General features: G+C 65.1%; 15 protein-coding genes. 3 read left to right on the forward strand and 12 right to left on the reverse strand.

What is annotated here, in order from left to right; genetic code table 11:
* Window positions 1–3: 3 nt before the first annotated feature.
* From RUU78_RS22930 to RUU78_RS22965, 8 genes are all read right to left on the reverse strand, one after another.
* Window positions 4–999 carry a MoxR family ATPase gene (locus RUU78_RS22930; RefSeq protein WP_313920085.1) on the reverse strand — a complete coding sequence of 332 codons (996 nt, stop codon included), beginning with the start codon at window positions 997–999 and terminating at the stop codon, window positions 4–6.
* A gap of 113 nt (window positions 1000–1112) precedes the next feature.
* Window positions 1113–2285 carry an EAL domain-containing protein gene (locus RUU78_RS22935; RefSeq protein ID WP_313920086.1) on the reverse strand — a complete coding sequence of 391 codons (1173 nt, stop codon included), beginning with the start codon at window positions 2283–2285 and terminating at the stop codon, window positions 1113–1115.
* 137 nt (window positions 2286–2422) lie between these two features.
* Window positions 2423–5119 (reverse strand): Ig-like domain-containing protein, encoded by a 2697-nt coding sequence (locus RUU78_RS22940; RefSeq protein WP_313920087.1) that lies wholly within the window; start codon window positions 5117–5119, stop codon window positions 2423–2425.
* 79 nt (window positions 5120–5198) lie between these two features.
* Window positions 5199–7487 carry a type IV pilus secretin PilQ gene (gene pilQ, locus RUU78_RS22945; RefSeq protein ID WP_313920088.1) on the reverse strand — a complete coding sequence of 763 codons (2289 nt, stop codon included), beginning with the start codon at window positions 7485–7487 and terminating at the stop codon, window positions 5199–5201.
* A gap of 22 nt (window positions 7488–7509) precedes the next feature.
* The gene (locus RUU78_RS22950; RefSeq protein WP_313920089.1) at window positions 7510–8049 is read right to left on the reverse strand and encodes a pilus assembly protein PilP; all 540 of its coding nucleotides are present in this window, start codon (window positions 8047–8049) and stop codon (window positions 7510–7512) included.
* Between the two features lie 2 nt (window positions 8050–8051).
* Entirely contained in the window at window positions 8052–8765 is a 714-nt protein-coding gene (gene pilO / locus RUU78_RS22955; protein WP_313920090.1) for a type 4a pilus biogenesis protein PilO, read from the reverse strand.
* Entirely contained in the window at window positions 8762–9400 is a 639-nt protein-coding gene (locus RUU78_RS22960; RefSeq protein ID WP_313920091.1) for a PilN domain-containing protein, read from the reverse strand. The genes pilO and RUU78_RS22960 overlap by 4 nt, the downstream gene beginning before the upstream one ends.
* Window positions 9400–10458 carry a pilus assembly protein PilM gene (locus RUU78_RS22965; protein WP_313920120.1) on the reverse strand — a complete coding sequence of 353 codons (1059 nt, stop codon included), beginning with the start codon at window positions 10456–10458 and terminating at the stop codon, window positions 9400–9402. The genes RUU78_RS22960 and RUU78_RS22965 overlap by 1 nt, the downstream gene beginning before the upstream one ends.
* A 237-nt stretch (window positions 10459–10695) precedes the next feature.
* Between RUU78_RS22965 and RUU78_RS22970 the strand changes: the two genes are divergently transcribed.
* Window positions 10696–13224 (forward strand): penicillin-binding protein 1A, encoded by a 2529-nt coding sequence (locus tag RUU78_RS22970; RefSeq protein ID WP_313920092.1) that lies wholly within the window; start codon window positions 10696–10698, stop codon window positions 13222–13224.
* Between the two features lie 454 nt (window positions 13225–13678).
* Window positions 13679–14335, forward strand: coding sequence for a hypothetical protein (locus RUU78_RS22975; protein ID WP_313920093.1), 657 nt, complete (start codon window positions 13679–13681; stop codon window positions 14333–14335).
* 163 nt (window positions 14336–14498) lie between these two features.
* On the opposite strand, the gene RUU78_RS22980 is transcribed toward RUU78_RS22975, so the two are convergent.
* Both RUU78_RS22980 and RUU78_RS22985 read right to left on the reverse strand, forming a co-directional pair.
* On the reverse strand, window positions 14499–15791 hold the full coding sequence (locus tag RUU78_RS22980) for a citrate synthase (RefSeq protein ID WP_313920094.1): 1293 nt from the start codon (window positions 15789–15791) through the stop codon (window positions 14499–14501).
* A 285-nt stretch (window positions 15792–16076) separates the two neighbouring features.
* Window positions 16077–16325 carry a type B 50S ribosomal protein L31 gene (locus RUU78_RS22985; protein ID WP_313920095.1) on the reverse strand — a complete coding sequence of 83 codons (249 nt, stop codon included), beginning with the start codon at window positions 16323–16325 and terminating at the stop codon, window positions 16077–16079.
* 278 nt (window positions 16326–16603) lie between these two features.
* On the opposite strand from RUU78_RS22985, the gene RUU78_RS22990 reads away from it, so the two are divergent.
* Window positions 16604–20707, forward strand: coding sequence for a transporter substrate-binding domain-containing protein (locus tag RUU78_RS22990; protein WP_313920096.1), 4104 nt, complete (start codon window positions 16604–16606; stop codon window positions 20705–20707).
* Window positions 20708–20743: 36 nt separating this feature from the next.
* On the opposite strand, the gene RUU78_RS22995 is transcribed toward RUU78_RS22990, so the two are convergent.
* On the reverse strand, window positions 20744–21658 hold the full coding sequence (locus RUU78_RS22995; RefSeq protein ID WP_313920121.1) for a nucleoside hydrolase: 915 nt from the start codon (window positions 21656–21658) through the stop codon (window positions 20744–20746).
* A gap of 226 nt (window positions 21659–21884) precedes the next feature.
* Complete coding sequence (locus RUU78_RS23000) at window positions 21885–22472, reverse strand: hypothetical protein (protein ID WP_313920097.1); 588 nt, start codon at window positions 22470–22472, stop codon at window positions 21885–21887.
* Window positions 22473–22477 lie beyond the last annotated feature (5 nt).

Genomic DNA, 22477 nt, shown 5'->3' on the forward strand with positions numbered 1-22477 from the left:
GCTTCAGGGCAGGCTGATGCGCGACAGCAGTTGCGCGATGACGTGATCGGTGCGCACGCCTTCGGCCTCGGCCTCGTAGGTCAGCAGCACGCGGTGGCGCAGCACGTCGGTGGCGACCGCATGGATGTCCTCGGGCAGCACATAGTCGCGGCCGGCGAGCCAGGCATGCGCGCGTGCGCAGCGGTCCAGCGCGATGGTGCCGCGCGGACTCGCGCCGAAGGAGATCCAGCGCGCGAGATCGTCGCCATGCCGAGCCGCGTTGCGCGTGGCGATCACGAGTTCGACGATGTAGCGCTCCAGCGCCGGCGCGAGGTGCAGATCGAGCACGGCTTCGCGCGCGGCGAAGATCTGCGCCTGGTTCAGACGCTGCGGTGGCGCGGATACGTGCTGCAGTTCGGCGCGGGCGCGAGCGCGCGCGAGCGTGAGGATGGCCGCTTCGGAATCGGCGTCCGGGTAGCCGATCGTGACGTGCATGAGGAAGCGGTCAAGCTGCGCTTCGGGCAGCGGATAGGTGCCTTCCTGTTCGATCGGATTCTGCGTCGCCATGACGAGGAACAGCGGCGGCAGCGGATAGGTCGTGCGACCAATGGTGACCTGGCGCTCGCCCATCGCTTCGAGCAGCGCCGACTGCACCTTGGCCGGCGCGCGGTTGACTTCGTCGGCAAGGATGACGTTGTGGAAAATGGGGCCGCGCTGGAATTCGAAGCGGGCCTCCTGCGGGCGGTAGATCTCGGTGCCGGTGAGGTCCGCGGGCAGGAGATCCGGGGTGAACTGGACGCGGTGGAAGTCGGCCTCGATGCGGCTGGCCAGCTCCTTGATCGCGGTGGTCTTGGCCAGCCCCGGCGCGCCTTCGACGAGCAGATGGCCGTCGGCGAGCAGGGCGATCAGCAGACGGTCGACCAGATGGCTCTGGCCGATGATGCAGCCGGAGAGGTCATCGCGCAGCGCGCGGAACGTGTCGATCAGCGTCGGCACACGCTGCGTTTCGGGTTGATCCATGGAAAGGGTCGCCAGGAAGTCGGGACGGCCGACTTGGACCGCGGCCAGGCCGGAAAGTTTGCCGCAGGGCGCAGGCCCAGCGCTACCCGACCAACGGCACGGCCGGGCCAGGTTCAGACCAGCGCGATTGCATCCTCCAGCAGCATGGGCTTGCCGATGAGGTAACCCTGCGCGTACGTGCAGCCGAGCGCGCCGAGCGCCTGCAGTTGCTCCGGCGTCTCCACGCCTTCGGCGACGATATCGCAGCCCAGCGAATGCGCCATTGCGACGACGGCGCGCACGATCGCCAGGCAGCGCGGTTCGTGCATCTGGCGCACGAAGCCCTGATCCATCTTCAGCGTGTCGAACTCGAGCTTGTGCAGATGACCGAGGTTGGAATAGCCGGTGCCGAAATCGTCGAGCGCGACCTTGAGACCGGCCGCGTGACAGCGAGCGATGATGCCGGCGACCTGCTCGTAGTTCAGCACCAGGCTTTCGGTGATTTCGATCTTCAGCTGCGCCGGCTTCAGGCCGTGGGCGTGCACGACGGTGAGAAAGCGATCCAGCAGCGCGGCATCGTCGAGCTGGCGACCCGACACGTTCAGCGCGACGAAGACCGGCTCACCGTTGACGCGGCCGCGCAGGTGCTGCAGGGCGCCGCAAACCTGGTCGAGCACATAGTCGCCGACCGGCACGATCAGCGAGGTTTCCTCGGCCAGCGCGATGAACTCGGCCGGCGATACCGGACCACGCTCCGGGTGGGTCCAGCGCGTCAGCGCCTCGAAGCCGGCGATGCGGTTGCGTTCGATGTCGAGAATGGGCTGCAGGCGCACTTCGAGATCGCCCTTGTCCAGCGCTTCGCGCAGATGGCTTTCGAGGCGAATCTTGTCCATCGCCAGCAATGCGTCGTTGGTGCGCGGCGTCGGGACTGCGCTGGACAGAGGCTCAGACTGACCGGAGAGCTGCGCCAGCGCCGAGCGATAGCGCGAGATCTGGCTCAACAGCAGCGCGCGCACGACCGGGTCGGCCGAGTCGAGTCGCTCGGCGAACTGCTTGCGGTCTATCGGCATCAGCACGCAGTCGGACAATGCGCGCGCCGTCGCGGTGCGCGGCGAATCGTCGAGTACGGCCATTTCGCCGAGCAGGTCGCCGGGTCCGAGCACGCCCAGACGGCGAGAGTTTGCGCCCTGCGCCGTGGTGACTTCGATGGAACCGGTTTCCAGCAGGAAGGCCGAAGTCGGCGCATCACCCTGATGAAACAGAACACTGCCGGCGGGCACGTCGACGCGAAAAGAGGTTGCGGACATGAGCAGCTCCCTGTGCTGCGCCGATGCTAGCAGGGGCTGGCGGGCGTCGGTACCCGCGAGCGCGGCCTTGCGGCGTGCAAAAAGAGCAAAGGCCGCCTTGCGGCGGCCCCTGCGTCTTTACCCGTTCAGCGCTAGTGCTACGGCGTCACAGTGACCGTGACGTTGCAGCTCTGTGCCGAATTCAGCGCCACAGTCGCGCTGAGCGGACCGTTCTGCGTGCAGCCGCCGCTGTAGGTAATGGTCTTGTACGGCGTTGCAGGCGGCACACCGGTCACCGGCGCAGTATTGGCTGGACAGCTGGTGCCCGTACCGACGGCCACCAGTTGCACGGACGTACCCTGGTCGTAGGACGCGTTGCAGGTCTGCGAGCCGCCGCCAGCTGGTGCGCTGCAGGTGATTCCTGCGGGGGTGCTCGCGACGGTCAGGCCGCAGGCGACCGGGCCGGCCGGCGTCGGCGCGACGGCCACGGTCAGCTGGATCGGCGTCGTCGTCGTTCCGCAAAGTCCAGGCGGCGGGGGCGGGCTGATCGTCGTCTCGCACAGGTCGATGCCGGTGAACGTCACGGTCGTCTCCTCGCCCGACGAGGCGGTGAAGACGCATTCGCCGTCGCCCGGATCGCCATAGCCGTTGAGGTTGTCGCCATTGATCACCGCCGTGGTCTGGCCCTGCGCGTTGGTCACGCCGGCCGGAGTCTGGATGCTGACGTCGCCCGTGCACTGGGTGTTGATGTTCACGCCTGGGACGGGATTGCCGGCACCGTCACGCAGGGTCAGGGTGATCGTGCCGCCGGTGCCACGGAACGAGCTCGGCGCGGCCGTCAGGGAACCTGCGCCGCCGTCACCGATGATCACGTCATCGCTGTATTCGCCGTACGAGAAGACAACGCGCGGTTGGTCAGTGCCACCGCCGCCGCCCTGACCGACACCCAGCGTGCGCACGAGCGCGACCGTGCAGCCGTCGGCGCCGGTACGGTCTTCCACGACACCCGAACCCCGAATGTTGTCGACGAAGCCCTGGCCGCCCGGCGGCAGCCCAGCGAACGAGAAGCGGATCGCGAGACCTTGCATCCGCGCGCCGAGCGCGTCGACCACGCAGACCGTGACGGCTGACGTCGAATTGCCGGTGATTTCCTCGGGATTGGCCGTCAGAATGAGATCCGCAATGCCGGCGAAGCGATACGAGCCGATATCGGTGACTTTCTTGATCGCGCCGCCTGCGCCGACGCCGTCGCCCTGCGCGAACAGGTAGACGAGCTTGCCGAGGCGATTGTTCGGATAGTTAAGCACCGCGGTCGCGACGCCGTTCTCGTTGGTGACGCCAAGCACGCCGCCGTTGAAGCTGCCGCTGTCGCGGATATTGGAATCGATCGCGCGACCGATCACGTAGGGAAGCACGGAACCGCTGTTGACGATGTTGCCGCTGTCGTCGTTGCGATTGAACGGCACGGTGACATTCAGGCTCATCGAGGTGTTCACCGTCGCAACCGTGCGTGCCGATTCCAGATCGCGGTTGCCTGGTACGAGATCGCCGAAGACCAGCAGCGTGTCGCCAGGACCCGCGCGTTCGCCTGGTCCTGTGCTGGAGCAGCGCGGGTCGGTCGGCTTGATGAAACCCGTGAAGCAGCCCGTCAGAGACGTGAACAGCGTACCCGATTCCTGCGGGTCGCCGTCCGTGCCGGCGATCAGGAGACGGCCCGGGCCTTCGAACGGGAAGCCGTACGCGGGTCCGTCGATCGCACCGAAGCGGATCGAGGTACCTGCCGGAACCGGGTTGCCCTGTCGGTCCGTGGCGAGTGCGCTGACGACCAGCGAATACGTGCCGTTCGGTGAAGTACTGCCGGTGATGCTGCCTGTCGTGATCGCGTCCTCGGTCGGCGAGGTAATGGCCAGACTGAACAGTTTGCCATCAGAGACGACGACGCTTTCGGTCATGACGAGCGGATCGGAGATACCGTTGTCGACGTTGTTGTCGGCGCGGTCGGCGATCACCCGTATCTGTACCGGTCCCTGGATGGTGCCGGCACGGAACGAGGCCGAGGCCAGACCCTGCACGGTACGCGTCTTGACGACGGGACCTGTGGTCGAGCCACCGGCGCCGAGCGCGCTCAGCGTGCCGTAATTGGCGCCGCCGACGACCTCGAACTGGACGTTGTTGAACGAGCTGTTGCCCGAACCCGGATTCGGCACGTACTGCTCGCCGCCATCGAGAACGAGTGCAGTAATGATGGCGCTGCTGACGCCGCCGGTTTCCTGCAGGTATACATGGTTCGGTGCCGATGTAGTCCGGATCGATGCCGGCAGCGACGACGTAATGCTCGCGACGGTGAACTGGAGCGTCTTCGAGATCGTGGTGTTCGAGACGGTGTCGCGCGCCGTGACGGTCAACGTCGCAGTGCCAGCGGTATCCGCCGAATGCACGAAAACCGTCGCGTGCCCGCCCGTCACGTCAACCGGACCGCTGCCTAGCCGGTCCCAGAATTCGTTGCCGCGAACATAAACGCCGTTTTCGAACTCTGTATTGGTCGTCGGATCGTCGAGCGTCGAGAACGAGGCAATCGTCACCGGGTTGATCGAGACCGAAACTTCCTGCCCGCTGACCAGATCACCGTTGGCACGCCGCCAGGTGATGTCGACTTCCGCGATGTAGGGAGAGCCGATGAACGGAAGACCGCTGTCACGTTTCAGCGGCAACGTCGTGGTCGTCGCCGTTATTGTCAGAGTTCCGCTCGGCGTGGGCTGAAACGCACCATCGCCGCCGCTTCCGCCTCCGCCGCCGCAGCTGGCCAGCATCAAGCTGGCCGCCAGCAGGCCGAAGCATCGATTAAAAGCTCTCATGTCGTCTCTCCAAGCTCGCAAATTGCATTGCGTTTATGGCCGCAACGCCCGGATGACCGGGCGTGTGCGAGCTCAAGCGTTATTTCAGGCTTTCGTTGAGAATGCGCGGCGTTACAAAAATCAGCAGCTCCGCCTTCTCATTGCTGTTCTTCTTGTTGCGGAACAAGGCACCCACACCAGGAATGTCGCCCAGGAACGGTACCTTCTTGATGTCGTCGCGCGACTCGACCTCATAGACGCCGCCGAGCACCACGGTCTGGCCATCATCGACCAGCACCGTCGTATTGATCTCGCGCTTGTCGATCTGCGGCACGAAGCCGCCGCCCGGGTTCGGCACCAGGGCCGCAATGTTGTCTTTCTTCACATTGAGCGCGAGCACCACGCGTTCGTCGTTGGTGATCGTCGGGGTCACCTTGAGTTCAAGCACAGCGTCCTTGAACTGCACGGTGGCCTGGCCGCCACCACCGCCCGAGCCCTGCTGGAAGGTCACATAGCCGATTTCCTGGCCTTGCTTGATCACGGCTTCCTGCTGATTCGCCGTGATGACGCGCGGACTGGAGATCACCTCGCCCCGCGCTTCGGTCTGTGCCGCCGACAATTCCAGATCCAGCAGATAGTCCGCGCCGAGAATGGCGAGACCGAAGCTGCCGGCCGGCGTCGCCGCTGGCATGTTGACGCCGAGTCGGTTGCCCAGCGCCGGAACCGCGATGCCGCCCGGAATGACACCCGGTGCACTGACCGGTGTCCCGCGATCACCGTTGAAGCGGTTGTTGAGGGCGACGTTGGCCATCGTATCCGCGGCGGCTTGGCTGCCCGACAGCGACACAACGTTGCCGTTGTTGTCCTCGTACCCGCCGCTGACGCCGAAGCGAACGCCGAGTTCCTTGGCGAAGTCGTCGGTCGCGATGACGATGCGCGACTCGATCAGTACCTGCTGTACGGGTCGGTCGAGCGTCAATACCAGATCACGGACTTCGAGAATCTTTTCCGGCGTGTCATTCACGAGCAGGGTGTTGGTGCGTTCGTCGAAGGTGACCGAGCCGCGTGCCGACAGGAAGCCGCGGTTCAGCTCAGCCGACGTGGTGGCGCCACCAGCGCCGCCGCCCGCACCCCCACCCCCACCACCACCAGCACCCGCGCCGCCGCCGCGGCTCTGCAGCAGCGCCGCGATGTCCTTGGCCTTGCCATAACTGACCTTGATGTAGGCCGAGTCGAGTTCGACGCGCTGTTCCAAAGCGATGCGCGCATCTTCCAGTGCCTGCTCGCGGTCGGCGATTTCTTTCTGCGGCGCGACCCAGATCACATTGTCGCGACGGCGCTTGTCGAGACCCTTGGCCTGCAGCACCAGATCCAGCGCCTGGTCCCACGGCACGTTGATGAGGCGCAGCGTGACGTTGCCGGTCACCGTGTCGGCTACCACGATATTGAGATCCGATACGTCGGCGATCAGCTGCAGTACCGAGCGCGTCGGAATGTCCTGGAAGTTGAACGTGACGCGGGCACCGACGTATTCGGGCTCGGCGTTCTTGTCTTTCTTCTTCTCCGCATCGGCCTTCTTCGGCGCGATCTCGAGCACGTACTCGTTGCCGGACTGATAGGCGAGCTGCTCGAAAGGTCCCTTTGCGGTGATTTCGAGACGCGCGCCGTTGCCGCGCGAGCGCGCCTCGACGAACTGCACCGGCGTGGCGAAATCGAGCAGGTCGAGGCGCTGGGCCAGGTTTGAGGGCAACTGGGCGTTGTACAGATCGAGCGTGATGTTGTCGCCGTCGCGCTTGACGTCGGTGGTGGCACCTTCGCCGGTGAACGTGATGACGACACGGCCCTCGCCGCTCTTGCCGCGGCGGAAATCGATGTTCGACACTTCCACGCCGCGCGCGGCGATGGCCTTGTTCGGGTCATTGCCCGCCATGGCCGTGGCCGTGGCCGAACCGGTGACACCGTTGCCGATGGTGAGGATCAGGTTGCGACCGTCGATCTTGCTTTCGTAGCTCGACGGACGGACCAGATCGACCACGACGCGAGTGCGCCCGGCCGCCTCGACGGCGGATACGGCCGTAGTGGAGCCAGTATTGATCTCGACGTTGCGCTGCGCGAGGGCACTGCGCGTGTCGGCCAGATCCAGCGCGATGCGTGGCGGCGTGTCGGTGGTGAATATCTGTGGATCGATCGCCGGGCCGGAGAGCTGCAGCATCACTTCCACCTTGCCGCCCGGCAAGGTGTTGTAGCTGATCTTCTCGAGCACGTTCTCGGCACTGGCCGCACCGGAGCCCAGAGACGCGACGAGCATCAGTGCGGGAACGCACCGGCGCAGGAGGCGAGTCACGGGACCGGATGTGTGGCCCAGGTTGTTGGCAGCTGTCGTAGTCATGAAAGTTACCCCCAAGGGCCTCTTATTGGTCACCGAGCGCGATGGACGCCTGGCGCTCCATCCAGCCGCCGGCCCCGTTGGGAACCAGCTCGACGAGTTCGATACGGTCTTCGGCGATCGACGTGATGCGACCGTAGTTTTGTCCGAGATAGTTGTCGGCGCGCACACGGTGCACGACACCATCCGGATCCTTGACGAGTCCTTCGATGGCAGCGCCGATACCCAGCGTGCCCACCATGGAAAGACCGTCGAGCGGATACTTCTCCAGCAACTCGGGCGTGCGGTTCTGGTCCGGGCGTGGCCCGTTGCCGCCGTCAGCGAGTTGTTCCTCACGCGCTTCTTCGGGACTCGGGCTGAAGGGATCACGCAGATCCTGGCCCTGCCCGTCCTGACTCTTGTATTCGAAGGTCTCGAATGTCTTGACCACAGGCAGCGGCTCGATGGGCGCTCCCTTCTTGGCCTTCTCTGCCGCGACCCAGTCCTCCAGGTCGCGACGTCCCGCCGTGCAGCCCGCCAGCATCAGCACGGCCAGGGCAGACACAACAATGGTTCGCAAGCGCATGCTCATGGTCCTCCCCCGTGCCCGGCTGGCACAGCCGGTCTCGGCGTACCTGGCGCCGGCGGGACCGCCGGAGTCCCGGGCGTTCCGCTCGGCGTCTCGTCGTCCTCTACATAGCGGTAAGTCTTGACCGTGCCTTCGAGCGCGAGCGTGCCGGACGTCAGCGCGGGCTTGGCACCTCCCGGCGCGGCGCCGGCCTGGGGCCGCAGCGAGACGTCGTGCATCGTCAGAATGACCACACGAGGCAGCGTTGCCACGCCGCTGATGAACGTTCCGAACTGGTGATACGAGCCCACCATCCGCAGCGTGATCGGCTTCTCGGCGTAGAACTCCTTGATTGTCTCGGCGCCGGGCTGGAAAAGATCGTTTTCGATGCCGGAGGACAGCGCAGTCTGCGAGATGTCTACCAGCAATTCGGGCATTTCCGTCTTGCTTGGCAACTGCCGCAGCATCTGCCGCAGCATGTCCTTCATTTCTTCGAGCTGCTGGCGCAGCGCTTCCAGATTGACGGCCTTGGCCTGCTTGATGCGGAAGTCAGCCTTCAGCGACACTTCCTGCTTCTGCTTGGTTTCCAGATCTTCCTGCTGGCCGCGGATCTGGAAATACCAGCCCGCAAGGCAGATCACGCCAAACAGGAGCACACAGAACGTCATCTTCACGCCCTGAGGCCAGTTGCCCGAATTCTGGAAGTCGAGGTCCCGGAAATCAGAGAGCTTCATGGCTTGGCTCCCGGTGCGGCCGGCGGCGGCGGCACACCCGGCGTGCCTGGTGCCGCAGTAGTGGTGCCGTCGGGGTTCTCCTCCGATCCGGCCGGTTTGCGCAGCTTCACATCCATCGCAAAGTCATACGGCATGCGCTTCTCGGCGGTGCGTTTGATTTCGGTTTTCTTGAGGTCCGGATGGCCCAGCCACGGCGACGCCTCGACGTTGCGCATATAGGTCGCGACGCTCGCGTTGGATTGCGCCACGCCTTCGAGGGTCAGGATGTCACCGACCTGCTTGAGCGAGGTCAGCCGTACGCCTTCGGGAATCGTATGCACCAGCTCGTCGAACATGTGCACCATCTGCGACCGGTTTGCCTGCAGCTGCTCGATGACCTGTTTGCGCTGCAGAAGCTTGCCGCGCGTCTTATCCAGCTCCTTGATCTCTTCGAGCTTCTTTTCGACTTCCTTGATCTGCGCCTGCATGTAGGTGTTGCGGTCGACTTGATTTTCGATGCGTGCGTCCATCCAGAACATCGCGCCGAGGAACGCTGCGACACCAGCCGCGCCTGCCATGGCGAGCATGACGAGGAATTCGCGTTTGCGCACTGCGCGCCGTTCGGCGCGCCAGGGCAATAGATTGATTTTTGCCATCAGTCGAAGCTCCTCAGCGCAAGCCCGCAGGCAATCATCAACGCCGGCGCATCCTGGGCCAGCGTCTGAGCCTGCACGCGGGAGGACAGCGACATGTTCGCCAGCGGATTGGCGACCACGCTCGGAACGCCCAGTTGCTCTTCCACCATGTCCGCCACTCCGGCGATCGACGCGCAGCCGCCGGCCAGCACGACCTGATCGACCTTGCTGTACTCGCTGCCGGCGAAGAAGAACTGCAGCAAACGGCTGATCTGCTGAACCATCGCTTCCTTGAACGGCTCCAGCACCTCGATTTCGTAGGACTCGGGCAGACCGCCCTGACGCTTGGCGAGGCCGGACTCTTCATAGGAAAGACCGTAGCGGCGCATGACCTCGTCGGTCAGCTGCTTGCCGCCGAACACCTGCTCGCGTGAATAGATCGTGCGCTGATTCTTTAGGACGATCAGCGTGGTCATGGTCGCGCCGACATCAACGACAGCCACGACAGCATCCTTGGACACAGCGAGCTGGTCGGCGATGAGCTTGAAGGCGTTCTCCATCGCGAAGGCCTCGACGTCGACGACTTTTGCCGACAGTCCAGCCAGATCCAGCGCGGCGACGCGCAAGTCGACGTTCTCGGTGCGAGACGCGGCCAACAGCACGTTGACCATGTCGGGGTTGTCCTTGACCGGCCCCAGCGCCTCGAAGTCCAGGCTGACTTCCTCGATCGGGTATGGGATGTACTGATTTGCCTCGACCTGGATCTGGCCTTCGAGGTCTTCCTCGGACAGATCGGCGGGCATCGGAATCACCTTGGTGATCACCGCGGAACCCGCAACTGCGGCGGAGGCGAACTTTGTCTTGGCCCCGGAACGGCCCAGCGCGCGACGGATCGCCTCGCCAACGGCCTCGACCTCGACAATGTTCTTTTCGACCACGGCATTGGGCGGGAGCGGTTCGACCGCGTAGTGCTCGACGCGGTAGCGACCACCCGACTGGCTGAGCTGCAATAGCTTGACCGCCGTCGAACTGATGTCCACCCCAATCAGCGGCGGCGCTTTCGGACTGAACAGGCCCACATTTTTCCCCTTCCCACGCGCTCTTACGAGCGAAAGATGCGCAGTGACATTAAATACGAAACTTAACCAAATGGCAACGACCCGAAGAATATTCTCCAAGACGCTGAAATTCCATGGGATTTGTCACACAAAGCGGACCCCCTGGTGAAAGTTTCTGCTATCGGCCAGGCGGGGGCACGATCTATACTCCGGCCCGAGTCGCGCCGACTTTGACTGTCATCACATTCCCGGTTCATCATGCGCGTTTTCCTCCGCTTGGCCCGTTATGCGCTGTACCTCGCGCTTAGCGGAATCCTGCTCGGGTGCCTCGCGATAGGCATCGCTTACTGGCTGATTTCCCCACGACTGCCCTCGGTCGAGACGTTGCGTGACGTCCGCCTGCAGGTGCCGTTGCGAGTCTACACCGCCGACGACAAGCTCATCGCGACGTTCGGAGAGACGCGGCGCATTCCGGTCGCGATCGGAAATGTGCCCGTGAAGGTCAAGAATGCGTTCCTCGCCGCCGAGGATGCGCGCTTCTACGATCACCCCGGCTTTGACGTCCAGGGAATATTCCGCGCCGTGTGGCATCTGGTCCGCACCGGCGGCGACAAGGGCCCGGGCGGCTCGACGATCACGCAACAGGTCGCGCGCAACTTCTTCCTCAGCCCAGAACAGACCTATACCCGCAAGATCTCGGAACTGTTCCTGGCGTTGCGGATCGAACGCGCGCTGAGCAAGGACGAGATCCTCTCGCTCTATCTCAACAAGATCTTCCTGGGCCACCGTGCCTACGGCGTCGGTGCCGCCGCGGAGTTCTACTACGGCAAGACCCTGGACCAGCTCGAGCTCGGCGAATGCGCGATGCTCGCGTCCCTGCCGAAATTTCCGTCGACGGGCAATCCGCTGTTCAACCGCAAGCGCGCCGAAGAACGCCGCAACTACGTGCTCGCGCGCATGTACGAGAACAACTTCATCGGCGAGGCCGAGATGAAGGCGGCGATGGCCGAACCCGACAAGGCCTACGCGCACGAGCCGCCGATCGAAGTCGAGGCGCCCTACCTCGCCGAGATGGTCCGTGTCGAAGCCCTCAGCCGCCTCGGCAACGACGCCCTGAGCGACGGCTACAACATCAGGACGACCCTCGACAGCCGCATGCAGGAAGCCGCAAACCAGGCCGTGCGCGGGGCACTGATCGACTACGACCGTCGTCACGGCTACCGCGGCGCCGAAGCGCACGTCGAACTTGCGGCCGACGCGACACGCGAAGATTTCGCACGCGAGCTGGCCAGTTTCCGCCCGATAGCAGGCCTGACCCCCGCCATCGTCACCGAAACCGGCAAGGACCAGGCGCAGCTCTATCTTGCTGACGGCCAGGCGGTGATGCTGGACAAGAAGTCCGTAGAGTGGGCGCGCCCCTACCAGAGCGAGAACAGCCGCGGTGCCGCGCCGAAAACGGTGGATGCCGTGGTCAAGGTCGGTGACATCGTGCGCGTTGCTCGCGGCGATGAGGAATCCTGGACATTGGCGCAACTGCCGGCCGCACAGGCCGCGCTGGTTTCGCTTGATCCCGAGGACGGCTCGGTACGCGCGCTCGTCGGCGGTTTCAGTTTCGGCCGCAGCAAGTTCAATCGCGCCACACAGAGTGCGCGCCAACCCGGGTCGGGTTTCAAGCCGTTCCTGTATGCAGCTGCGTTCGAACACGGTTTCACGCCGAGTTCCATCCTCAACGATGCGCCGCTGGTGTTCCCCGATCCCTCGCGCCCCGACGGCATGTGGGCGCCGTCCAACGACGACGACAAGTTCGAAGGACCGATGCGCCTGCGCGAAGCGCTGGTCAAGTCGGTGAACCTGATCTCGGTGCGCCTGCTCGACGCGATCGGCGTGCGCTATGCGCGCGAATTCATCACTCGCTTCGGGCTGCCACTGGAAGCGATCCCGGAAAATCTGTCGATGTCACTGGGCACGGCGTCGGTGGCGCCGCTGATGATGGCGCGCGGCTACTCGGTATTCGCCAACGGCGGCATGCTGATCGATCCGTATTTCGTCGCCAGTATCCGCGATCGCGACGGCAAGGAGATCTATGTCGCGCAGGCACCGCACGCCTGCCGCAGCTGCCCCGAGCGACTGCTCGACGATGCGCGCCTTGCGCGCGAGGCCGTACCGGCCGCCGTGAGCAATGCAACGCTGGTCGCGACCACACCCGGCGCCAGCCCGAGGTTCAATCCGATTCGCAGCGCCAATGCCGCCACCGTGCCGGCCGCCGTTGTCGCCGAGCCTGGCAAGCCGCGCCTTGCGCCGCGCACGCTGGACGTGCGTACCGCACACCTGGTCACCTCGCTGCTGCGCGACGTGGTACGCCGCGGCACCGGCCGTGCCGCGATGGACCTGAAGCGCAATGACCTGGCCGGCAAGACCGGAACGACCAATGAGCACCGCGACGCCTGGTTCAACGGATTCAACGACCAGATTGTGACGAGCGTCTGGGTAGGGTTCGATGATTTCAGTTCGCTCGGCCGCGGCGAGTTCGGCGCCAAGGCGGCGTTACCGATCTGGATCGACTACATGCGCATTGCGCTGGACGGCAAGGCCGAAACGCCGTTCGTACCGCCCCCAGGCATCAGCACGGCACGTATCGACCCGTCCACCGGCTATCTCGCTTCAAGCGACGACAGCAGTTCCATACTCGAGATCTTCAAGAGCGAAGACATCGAGCGGCTCAGCGCACCGCCGCCCGACGCGGCGCTGGACGAAGGCCAACAGGGCGAGGCGTACGACATCTTTTGATGAGGGAACATCGATTGCCGGGCACGATCTTTCTTTCGCACCCGGCGCCGATGAACGGCCTTCTCTGGCACACGCAGTACAGCTTCTGTGCCCGGCACCCGATTCCCGTCGGAACGGCCCTCATCCTCCACCAGGGAAGTTCTGAGCAAGTCCAGGAACTATCGCTCTTGTACTCATCACCAGATCGCCACAACCCCGCCAAACGCCTGCTACGCAGGCATTTGGCGGGTCCGGCCCGTCGGGCGTTCAGAGTGACCAGAACCGGCGGTTATGAGCGATCACTCTTCACCTCCTTGGCCCAAGGGGGCTCCGGAATCGAAAGCAATATCGACGTGTTCAGAGGCTCCCTGGAGTGCCGCAACCAGGCCAGGCGTCTGCCCACGCAGGCGCTTGGTTGCAGCGCCGACTCGAGCGAACTCCAAGATCGAGAGCGTAATCATTCGAGACATTGCCAATGACTGATCCACGCCAGCGGAACCGTCGCGCGGCAGATGACCGGCACGGCGACCAACGTCAGCGCATCGCTGCCGAAGCGGCGCGTCTGATCAGCGAATTGGGGTTGCGCGACTATCACCAGGCGAAACTGCGCGCCGCGCAGCGCCTGGGCATACAGGACGAGCGCCACCTGCCGCGCAACAGCGAAATTGAAACCGCGCTGCGTGAGTACCAGCGCCTGTTCGGCGGTGAGGAGCGCCTGGCGTACCTGGCACGCCTACGCGAAACCGCGGTAGAGGCCCTGCGCTTCTTCCAGGCGTTCGAACCGCGCCTCGTGGGCGCGGTGCTGGACGGCACGGCCGATCTGCACTCGGCGGTCAGCCTGCACCTGCACAGCGACGATCGCGACAGCCTTCCGCAATTCCTGGCCGAGCACGGCATTCCCTACGACCAGATCGAGCGCCAGCTACGCTGGTCCGCCTCGGAAACCGAACGCTTCGATGCGTATCGCTTCAGCGCGGACGACGTTCCAGTCGACCTTACCCTGCTACCGCGCGACGCGCTGCGCCAGGCACCGCTGGACCGCATCGACGGCAAACCGATGCGGCGCGCAAATCTCGCCGCGGCGCAGCTGCTGTTGCAGCAGCCCGAGGGTCCGCCGCAACTGGCGCGATAGCATTTCCCCGTCCTGCCGTCGGCGCCCGCCGCCCGGAGTCTCTCGGCAAAGAGTGCGCGACCACACGCAGCCAACGTTGCGTCACTACGCGATCACGCTCGCCGCGCACACGCTGCAGAACAGAACCCGGGAAAGCCCGCCATTTCGCGTACCCGCAGACTGATCAGCGCTTCGCCGGATCCACGTAATCGCGGTTCGCTGCGCCGATATAGATCTGGCGCGGTCGGCCGATCTTGGCATCAGTCGTCTCGTGCTGCTCCAGCCAGTGCGCGACCCAGCCGGCGGTGCGCGCGATCGCGAACATCACGGTGAACATCTCGGTCGGAATACCCAGCGCCTTGTAGATGATGCCGGAATAGAAATCGACGTTCGGATACAGCTTGCGTTCGACGAAGTAGGAATCCTTCAGCGCGGCCTGCTCCAGTTCCATCGCGACGTCCAGCAACGGGTCGTTGACACCAAGCTCGCCGAGCACCTTGTGGCACATCTCGCGGATGATCGTCGCGCGCGGATCGAAATTCTTGTAGACGCGATGGCCGAAGCCCATAAGGCGGAAGCCCGAATTCTTGTCCTTCGCCCGCTCGACCGCCTTACTGACGTTCTTGGCGTCACCAATCTCGCCAAGCATCTTGAGCACCGCCTCATTGGCGCCGCCATGGGCCGGCCCCCACAGCGCCGCGATGCCGGCAGCAACGCAGGCATACGGGTTCGCACCGGTGGAACCGACCAGACGTACCGTCGAGGTCGAAGCGTTCTGTTCGTGATCGGCATGCAGGATGAACAGCAGGTCCAGCGCTTTGGCCGCGACCGGACTCATCTGCAGCGGCTCGCTCGGCACTTCGAACATCATGTGCAGGAAGCGCGAGCAGTATTCGAGATTGTTGCGCGGATAGCGGATCGGCCAGCCGATCGAATAGCGGTACGCGGCGGCGGCGATCGTCGGCATCTTGGCGATCAGGCGGATCGCGGCGAGCTTGCGCTGGGCCGGATCATTGATGTCGAGGGAGTCGTGGTAGAACGCGGCCAGCGAGCCTACCGCAGCCATGCACATGGCCATCGGGTGCGCGTCGTAGTGAAAGCCCTGAAAGAAGTTCTTCAGCGATTCCCGCATCATCGTGTGATGCGTCACTTCGTGGTCGAACCGGGCGAATTCGTCGGCCTTGGGCAATTCGCCGTTGATCAGCAGATAGGCAACTTCGAGAAAATTGGAATGTTTCGCCAGTTGCTCGATAGGGTAGCCGCGATACAGCAGGATGCCCTGGTCGCCGTCGATGAACGTGACTGCACTCTTGGTTGCAGCGGTCGACATGAAGCCGGGGTCGTAAGTGAAATAGCCGGTGTCCTTGTTCAACTTGCCGATGTCGAACGCGGGATCGCCCAACGTTCCGGTGACGACCGGCAAGGCGGTCGAACGGTTGGACGCAGCATCGGTGAGGACAACGGTCTTCTCGGACACGGGCAAGCTCCTGGTCGCAGAACGGGCCGACGCGGTGCTATTCCGTCGCCGGCGGGCGCGCAGCCGGCGATGCCGGAGTGCGCGGGGTAATGCGTAATTATCGCACAGGCGTTTGAATCGGAAACCGGGGCGCGGCGCGGCCGCGCGCGCGGGGCATTGCGACTTTGGTCCAGTCGTGTCGGCGCGTCTGCCGACCCGTCAAGGGAGCGCCGGCGACACAAACGAAAACGCCGACCGCGAGGTCGGCGTTTTCGTTTGTCGGGACCCGACAGGATCGGGCCGGAATTACTTCTTGGCGGCGTAGCGGCGGTTGAACTTGTCCACGCGGCCACCCGTATCGATGATCTTGTGCTTACCGGTGTAGAACGGATGCGAGGCACTGGAAATATCGATCTTGACCAGCGGATATTCCTCGCCGTCTTCCCACTTGATCTTTTCCTTGCTCGTCATGGTGGAGCGAGTAAGGAACGAAAAATCGGTGGTGACATCCTGGAACACCACCGAGTGGTACTTGGGATGAATGTCGGCTTTCATGGTGGCTCCAGAGGAAACGGCGGCGGAAAAGAGCGGCATGGTACGTCCGGACTGCCCTCTGTGCAAGTCCGCCTCCTCGGGAAGTCCCACGTAGCTCCGGATCCGGAGCCGTCGTGCTTCACCGTCCATTTCCCACAGCCCGCGCCAAGCCACGCGCTACGGGCGGCAAAGCGACTGATTCGTAGGTAAACGCAGCCTCAGCGCCAATCGGACGTTTCCCGGCCTTGCGCGGACGCTACGGCATAATCCTCCGCCCCCTGATGGAGTTTTGCCTGCCGATGAGCACGTGGCCGCGCCTGATTGCATCGTTGCTGATCCTGGGCCTGCTGTCAGGGCCCGCCCGCGGCCAGGAGTCCCTGCAGGCGTGGCGCGACCAGCACCGCGAAATTCGGGTCGCGCCGGATCCGGAATTCGCACCCATCGACAGTATGGACGGCAGCGGCCAGCAGACCGGTCTCGCCGCCGACTATCTGCGTCTCGTCGCCGAGCGCTCCGGCCTGCGTTTCCGCATCGTGCCGGTGAAAAGTTGGAAGGACGCGCTGCAGGCGCTGCGCGAGCAACGCGTCGACATGCTGTCGAGCGCATTCGCATCACCCGAGCGCGCCGAGATCGCCTTGTTCAGTGCCGCCTACCTGCGCCTGCCCTGCGCGGCCTTCGTGCGCCGCATCACCGGCATCGAGCGGCTCGACCAGATCGAGACTCACCGCATTGCCGTCGCCGAACAGCACGTCTGCCACGAAGCCCTGGTCGCGCTGGCGCCCAAAGCGGATATCCAGGTCTTCCCATCGACCACCAAGGCGCTGGCAGCGCTGGTCCAGGGCAAGGCCGACGTGCTGGTCGGCGACCTGGTCACGGCGCAGGCTGCCGCGAACCGCAGCGGGGTGCGTGACCAACTCGTTGTGCTCGGCCAGATCGGTGCCGACGAAGCGCTCGGCTTCGCCATCCGCAAGGACTGGCCCGAACTCAAGCAGATTCTCGACGCGGCGTTGGCCGACATCGACGTTGCCGACGAAACGCGCCTACGCCAGCGCTGGCTCAAGGACCTGCTGCCCAACGCCGGTAGCGGCAGCGTGACGACCGTGGATTCGCTGCCGCCAGCGCTCGCTCCCGCGATCAAGGTCGCCCGTCAGACGGCTGCTGACGCCAAGAGCGCAGATGCGCTGCAGACCGAGACCGTCAAGACCTTGCTCGATGCGGCCCTGGCCGACGACGAACGCGCCAGCGCGCTGATCGAGGAATTGCGTGCGCTGCGCGCCAGCGCGGTGACCGCCGCCGGTGAGGCGGAAGCGCTGGAACAGGAGCTGCTGCGCGACAACACGGCCGCCCTGCTCGCCTGGCGGGCGAGCCTGTCGGAGCGGGCCAGCGTCGCCCAGCTCGAGACGCAGCGCAGCGAGGAACGCGCCGCGCTGGCCGATGCCCAGGCCGATGTGGCGCAACTGCAGGTGCGCGTATCTGGCCAGCACGAACGTCCGGCGCAGATCCGCGATGAACTCAAGCAGGCCCAGGCGGACGCCGAAAAGACGCGCGAACCGCCCGCTGCGGAAAAGGAAATGGCCGGCGTAATGGCCGAAGCCAACCGCCTGCGGCGCCAGGCCGCGCTGCGGCTCGCCCTGGTACGCATCGCGCTGCTCGAGGAGGAACTGCGCAGCTACGAACCGCGCGTGCGCCTGGAGTCGGCGCGTTTGCGCCAGCGTCAGCGCGACGTCAGCGAGCGCCAGCACAAGGTCGACGCGTTGCAGAGCCTCATCCTCGACCGCACGCGCGCAATGGCCCTGTCCTTGAGTTCGCGCCTGCAGGAAGAAGCTGCCGATCATGCCGACGGCAACGGCGTGCTGCGCGACGTGGCGCGACAGAACGCGGCATACGGCCTCGAACTGGTGCAGCGCGTTGCCCACCTGGCCGAAGTGCGCGAAAGCCGCGACGCCTATGCGCGTCAGCGCCATGAAACTGCGCTGGCGCTCAAGAACACGACCGAACGCGTCAAATACAGCGGCGTCAGCGAGGCGGTCGGCCTGATCCTGTTGGCCGAGCGGCGCAAATTGCAGCCTGTTGCCGTGCTCAAGCGCAGGCTCGCCGCGCTGCAGACGGAGCTGGCGCAGACGCGCATCGCGCTGATCGAGCTGCGCGAGACCGCCGATCTTCTGGCCGATCCCTCCGTGCCGGTGGCGGCCGAACTCAAGCGACTGCCGCCCGATGACGCCGCGGCCGGCGGCGTACTGCGCCAGACCCTGTACCGGCTGTTCGCGACACGCGCGGAAGTCGTGCCGCAGCTGAGTCTGGTACAGACCCGCCTGGCAGAAAGCCTTGCCGACGCGGAGCAGGAACTCGCTGGCCTGAGCAAAGACACCGCCGCGCTGCGCGACCTTCTGGATGCACGCCTGCTATGGACGCCGAGCCACGCGCCGCTGGACCGGCGCGTCGTGCGGGAAGTGGCCAGCGGTGCGCTGGACATGATGCAGCCCGGCCGCTGGTGGGACACCTTGCGCCAGACTGCGCGCGTGGCCTGGTCCAGACCGTGGCCGGTCGCGCTGGGTGTCGTGGTGTTCGCCGGCCTGTGGATATGGCGTCGGCGCGTGCCGGCGCGCCTCGACGTACTCGCACAGCCGACCCGCCGCATCCGCACCGACCGCTACCGCCTGACTGGCCAGGCTTTGCTGCTGAGCCTTGCCAGCGCCCTACCCTGGCCGATGCTGGCCTGGATGATCTCGCGCCTGCTCGCACGCGCGGGTGAAACCGGCTATCCGTTCGCCGACGCCCTGGGTTTCGCGTTCGGCGAACTCGTCGCACCGCTGTATGCGCTGGAGTTCCTGCGCTGGCTGACGGTGGACAAAGGGTTGGCCATGGCCCACTTCCGCTGGTCCCAGGGCCGGCGCCAGGCGCTGGACCTGCTGCGGCGCTGGATGACAGTGGCATTCCTGCCCGTGCAATTCTTCCTTTTTCTCTATTTCTACTATGGCGAGCAGCTCGCCAATGCCGATCTCGCGCGCGTGGTTTTCATCGTGGCCAGCCTTATGCTCGGCTGGTTATGCTGGCGCATGCTCGCGTCCGGCGCGCTGTGGTCACAGCGCAGCGGACAGAACGAACCGGTACGCCTGCGCCAGCTGCTGCGCCTGCTGCTGACGGCCCATTCGTTGGGATTCGCACTGCTGGCGGCTGCAGGTTATTTCCTCACGGCAATGGCGCTGGCGACGCATCTTATCGAGTCAGCCATCGCCTTCCTCGGCATCAGTGTGCTCAACGGCATGGCCCTGCGCTGGCTCGCGCTCGGAGAACGGCGCCTCGCCCTCAAGCGCATGGAAGACAAGCGCGACGACCAGGTCGCGCGCGATGATCCCGATCTCGAATCGCGCCCCGAATTCGCCGCCGAGGCCGAACAGATCACCCTGGCGAGCATCAACCAGCAGACCCGCCGCCTGCTGCGCGCGCTGACCTTCGTCGTGCTGGCCGGCGTGCTCCTGTGGGTCTGGTCCGACGTCACGCCGGCGCTCGCCTATCTCGGCGACATCGGCGCCTGGAAGACCAGCTATACCGCCGACGGCAAGAGCGTCACGATCGAGGTCACCCTGCGCTCGCTGCTGTTTGCTGCCGTCGCGCTCATGCTGACCTGGGTAGCGACGCGCAATATTCCCGGCTTGCTCGAAATCGGCGTGCTGCGCCGGCTCGACGTGGACGCACCAACCCGCTACGCGATCACCGCCGTCGCGCGCTATGCGCTCGCCATCGTCGGCACGGTACTGGGCCTGTCCCTGCTCGGCCTGCGCTGGGGCCAGTTGCAATGGATGGCGGCGGCACTGACCGTTGGGCTTGGCTTCGGTCTGCAGGAAATCTTCGCCAACTTCGTGTCCGGCCTGATCGTGCTGTTCGAGCGTCCGATCCGCGTCGGCGACATCATCACGATCCGCGGCGTCGAAGGCACGGTCACGCGCATACGAACGCGCGCGACCACGATCGTCGACTGGGACAACCGCGAGATCGTGATCCCGAACAAGACCTTCATCACCGACCAGCTGACCAACTGGACGCTGTCGGACACCGTCACGCGCGTCGTGATCAAGGTCGGCGTGGCCTATGCGAACGATCCCGACCAGGTTCGCGCGCTATTGCTGGAACTGGCGCGCGCGCATCCGAAGGTGTTGAAAGAACCCGGACCGAACTGCTGGTGCGTCGCACTCGGCGTCAGTTCGCTCGACTTCGAACTGCGTGTCTTCGTCGGCCTCACGCTGGAACGCAGCTCGGTGCGCAATGATCTGCACGGCAGCATCCTGCGCGAATTCCGCGCGCGCAACATACCGATCTCGCTGACCCCGCAGATGGAAGTGCTGCTGCGCGAGGCGGTGAAACCGCCCGCCGCCGGAGCACCGGCTGCGCACGACACGAACTGACCGGTGCGGCGGATCACGCTCCGCCGCACCGGCCTTTCAGCCAACGCCCAACGCGCCGGCAATCAGGGATTCGAAGCGCGACTGGTCGAGTTCCAGCACGATGCGCGCATTCGGCGCCTTGCCACTGCGGCCGTCCCAGTCGACGACGGTCGCGCCGCGCGTCAGGGATCCACTGAGTTCGATCGCGACATGGCGATGTTCCGCACGCGTGACGCAGTCTGGCGCGAGTACCACCGCCATCGCCAGCGCATCGGCAAGCACGAGACCCGGACGTCCACGCTCGCGCATGAACACGCGGATCTTGCGCGAGATCGCATCGTAGAGTCGCGCCCGCGCATCGCCAGCGGCGAGCAGCGCCTCGAAGCGCTCCATCGCGATGCCGTGACGTAAGGTCGCTTCCCAGTCGACGAGCTCGAACTGCGGCCAGGCCGAAAACACGATGTGCGCAGCCTCCGGATCGAAGCCGATATTGAATTCGGCCGGCACCGAAGTATTGCCGCGACCGGTAACCGCGCCGCCCATGATGACGAGACGCGCCACGCGCTGCGGCAGCGACGGGTCGAGGCGCAGGGCCAGCGCGAGATTCGTCAGCGGCCCCAGCGCGACCAGGGTCAGAGCGCCCGGACGTTCTCGGGTCAGGCGGATCAGCGCGAGCGCCGCGTGCTCGATTTCCGCGCTTCGGCGCGGCAACGGCAGTTCCGCGTCGCCAAATCCGTCTTCACCGTGGACGAACGCGGCATCCGCCGCCGGCAGCACCAGCGGTTCGGCACATCCGGCGAAGACCGGCGTGTTCTGCGCCACGAGTTCGGTCAGGCGCAACGCGTTGGTCACGGTATGCGCCAGACCGACATTGCCGGCCGCGATCGTCAACGCGGCGACATCGGCGTGCGCGTAAGCCATCAACAACGCGAGCGCGTCGTCGACACCGGGATCGGTGTCGATCAGCAGGATCTGTTACATCGTTTCTTCTACCCAGGTCAGCAACGGACCGCGCGGGCCTGCGCGGCGGTGACCGGTCAGCATAGCGAATCCGCGCGGCGCGGGGCACGGCGCGAATCGGCGTCAACGCTTGACTGCGAAAACGCGAGAGCGCCGGTGGGCGGTGCCGTTGCGATGCGAGCGCAAGTCCGCGCGCCACTTCGCGCCGCTTTCGCGGCGCATCCGCACCAGCGCTACCTCATTCGAACGAGGCGGAAAACAGCAATGCGCTGTCCCATTCGACGTGATCGAAATGGCAATAGCTGTAGCCTGGCGTGGCCGCATCGGTTTGGCGATGGATCAGCGAGACCCAGGCGGCACCGCTGCGAAGTGGAGCGGTGCGCGCGATTTCGAGCGTTTCGAAGCCGCCATTGTTTAGGGTGTTCGCGACGCTCGCCGTCAGCAGCACGCCGGCCGTGGTATTGCAGTCGGGCTTGTTCAGCACCTCGATGCGCAGCTCGCAGGACGCGTTCGGCTTGAGCTGTGACGACACCGCTGCGCGCAGCGTGAACGGACCCGGGGCCATCTTCACGCACTGTCCCCAGAAATCCTCGCGTGCACCGCTGCGATAGTTGCGCACGCGTCCGCTGCCGGCGGCAGGCGAGCCGACCGCCGCATCCCAGAACAGCTCGCCGCCGGTACCGCTGTCGAGGTACCAGCGCCAGTTCGTCGGCGCGGGCGCCGTGATCGGGTCGGTATCGAAGTCGGGATTGCGCAGCGTGGCGAGCGGTGGCGGCAACGGTTCCATCCATGCCGCGGCGAGAAGAAGACTGGCGAGAGCCTGCATGACGG

Origin of the sequence: Tahibacter sp. (assembly GCF_032229445.1) — a bacterium.
Lineage (GTDB): Bacteria > Pseudomonadota > Gammaproteobacteria > Xanthomonadales > Rhodanobacteraceae > Tahibacter.

Bases quoted from the DNA above. Each gene is read 5' to 3' on its own strand.
- RUU78_RS22930 (WP_313920085.1), bottom strand. From the start codon at position 999: ATGGATCAACCCGAAACGCAGCGTGTGCCGACGCTGATCGACACGTTC.
- RUU78_RS22935 (WP_313920086.1), bottom strand. From the start codon at position 2,285: ATGTCCGCAACCTCTTTTCGCGTCGACGTGCCCGCCGGCAGTGTTCTG.
- RUU78_RS22940 (WP_313920087.1), bottom strand. From the start codon at position 5,119: ATGAGAGCTTTTAATCGATGCTTCGGCCTGCTGGCGGCCAGCTTGATG.
- pilQ (WP_313920088.1), bottom strand. From the start codon at position 7,487: ATGACTACGACAGCTGCCAACAACCTGGGCCACACATCCGGTCCCGTG.
- RUU78_RS22950 (WP_313920089.1), bottom strand. From the start codon at position 8,049: ATGCGCTTGCGAACCATTGTTGTGTCTGCCCTGGCCGTGCTGATGCTG.
- pilO (WP_313920090.1), bottom strand. From the start codon at position 8,765: ATGAAGCTCTCTGATTTCCGGGACCTCGACTTCCAGAATTCGGGCAAC.
- RUU78_RS22960 (WP_313920091.1), bottom strand. From the start codon at position 9,400: ATGGCAAAAATCAATCTATTGCCCTGGCGCGCCGAACGGCGCGCAGTG.
- RUU78_RS22970 (WP_313920092.1), top strand. From the start codon at position 10,696: ATGCGCGTTTTCCTCCGCTTGGCCCGTTATGCGCTGTACCTCGCGCTT.
- RUU78_RS22975 (WP_313920093.1), top strand. From the start codon at position 13,679: ATGACTGATCCACGCCAGCGGAACCGTCGCGCGGCAGATGACCGGCAC.
- RUU78_RS22985 (WP_313920095.1), bottom strand. From the start codon at position 16,325: ATGAAAGCCGACATTCATCCCAAGTACCACTCGGTGGTGTTCCAGGAT.
- RUU78_RS22990 (WP_313920096.1), top strand. From the start codon at position 16,604: ATGAGCACGTGGCCGCGCCTGATTGCATCGTTGCTGATCCTGGGCCTG.
- RUU78_RS23000 (WP_313920097.1), bottom strand. From the start codon at position 22,472: ATGCAGGCTCTCGCCAGTCTTCTTCTCGCCGCGGCATGGATGGAACCG.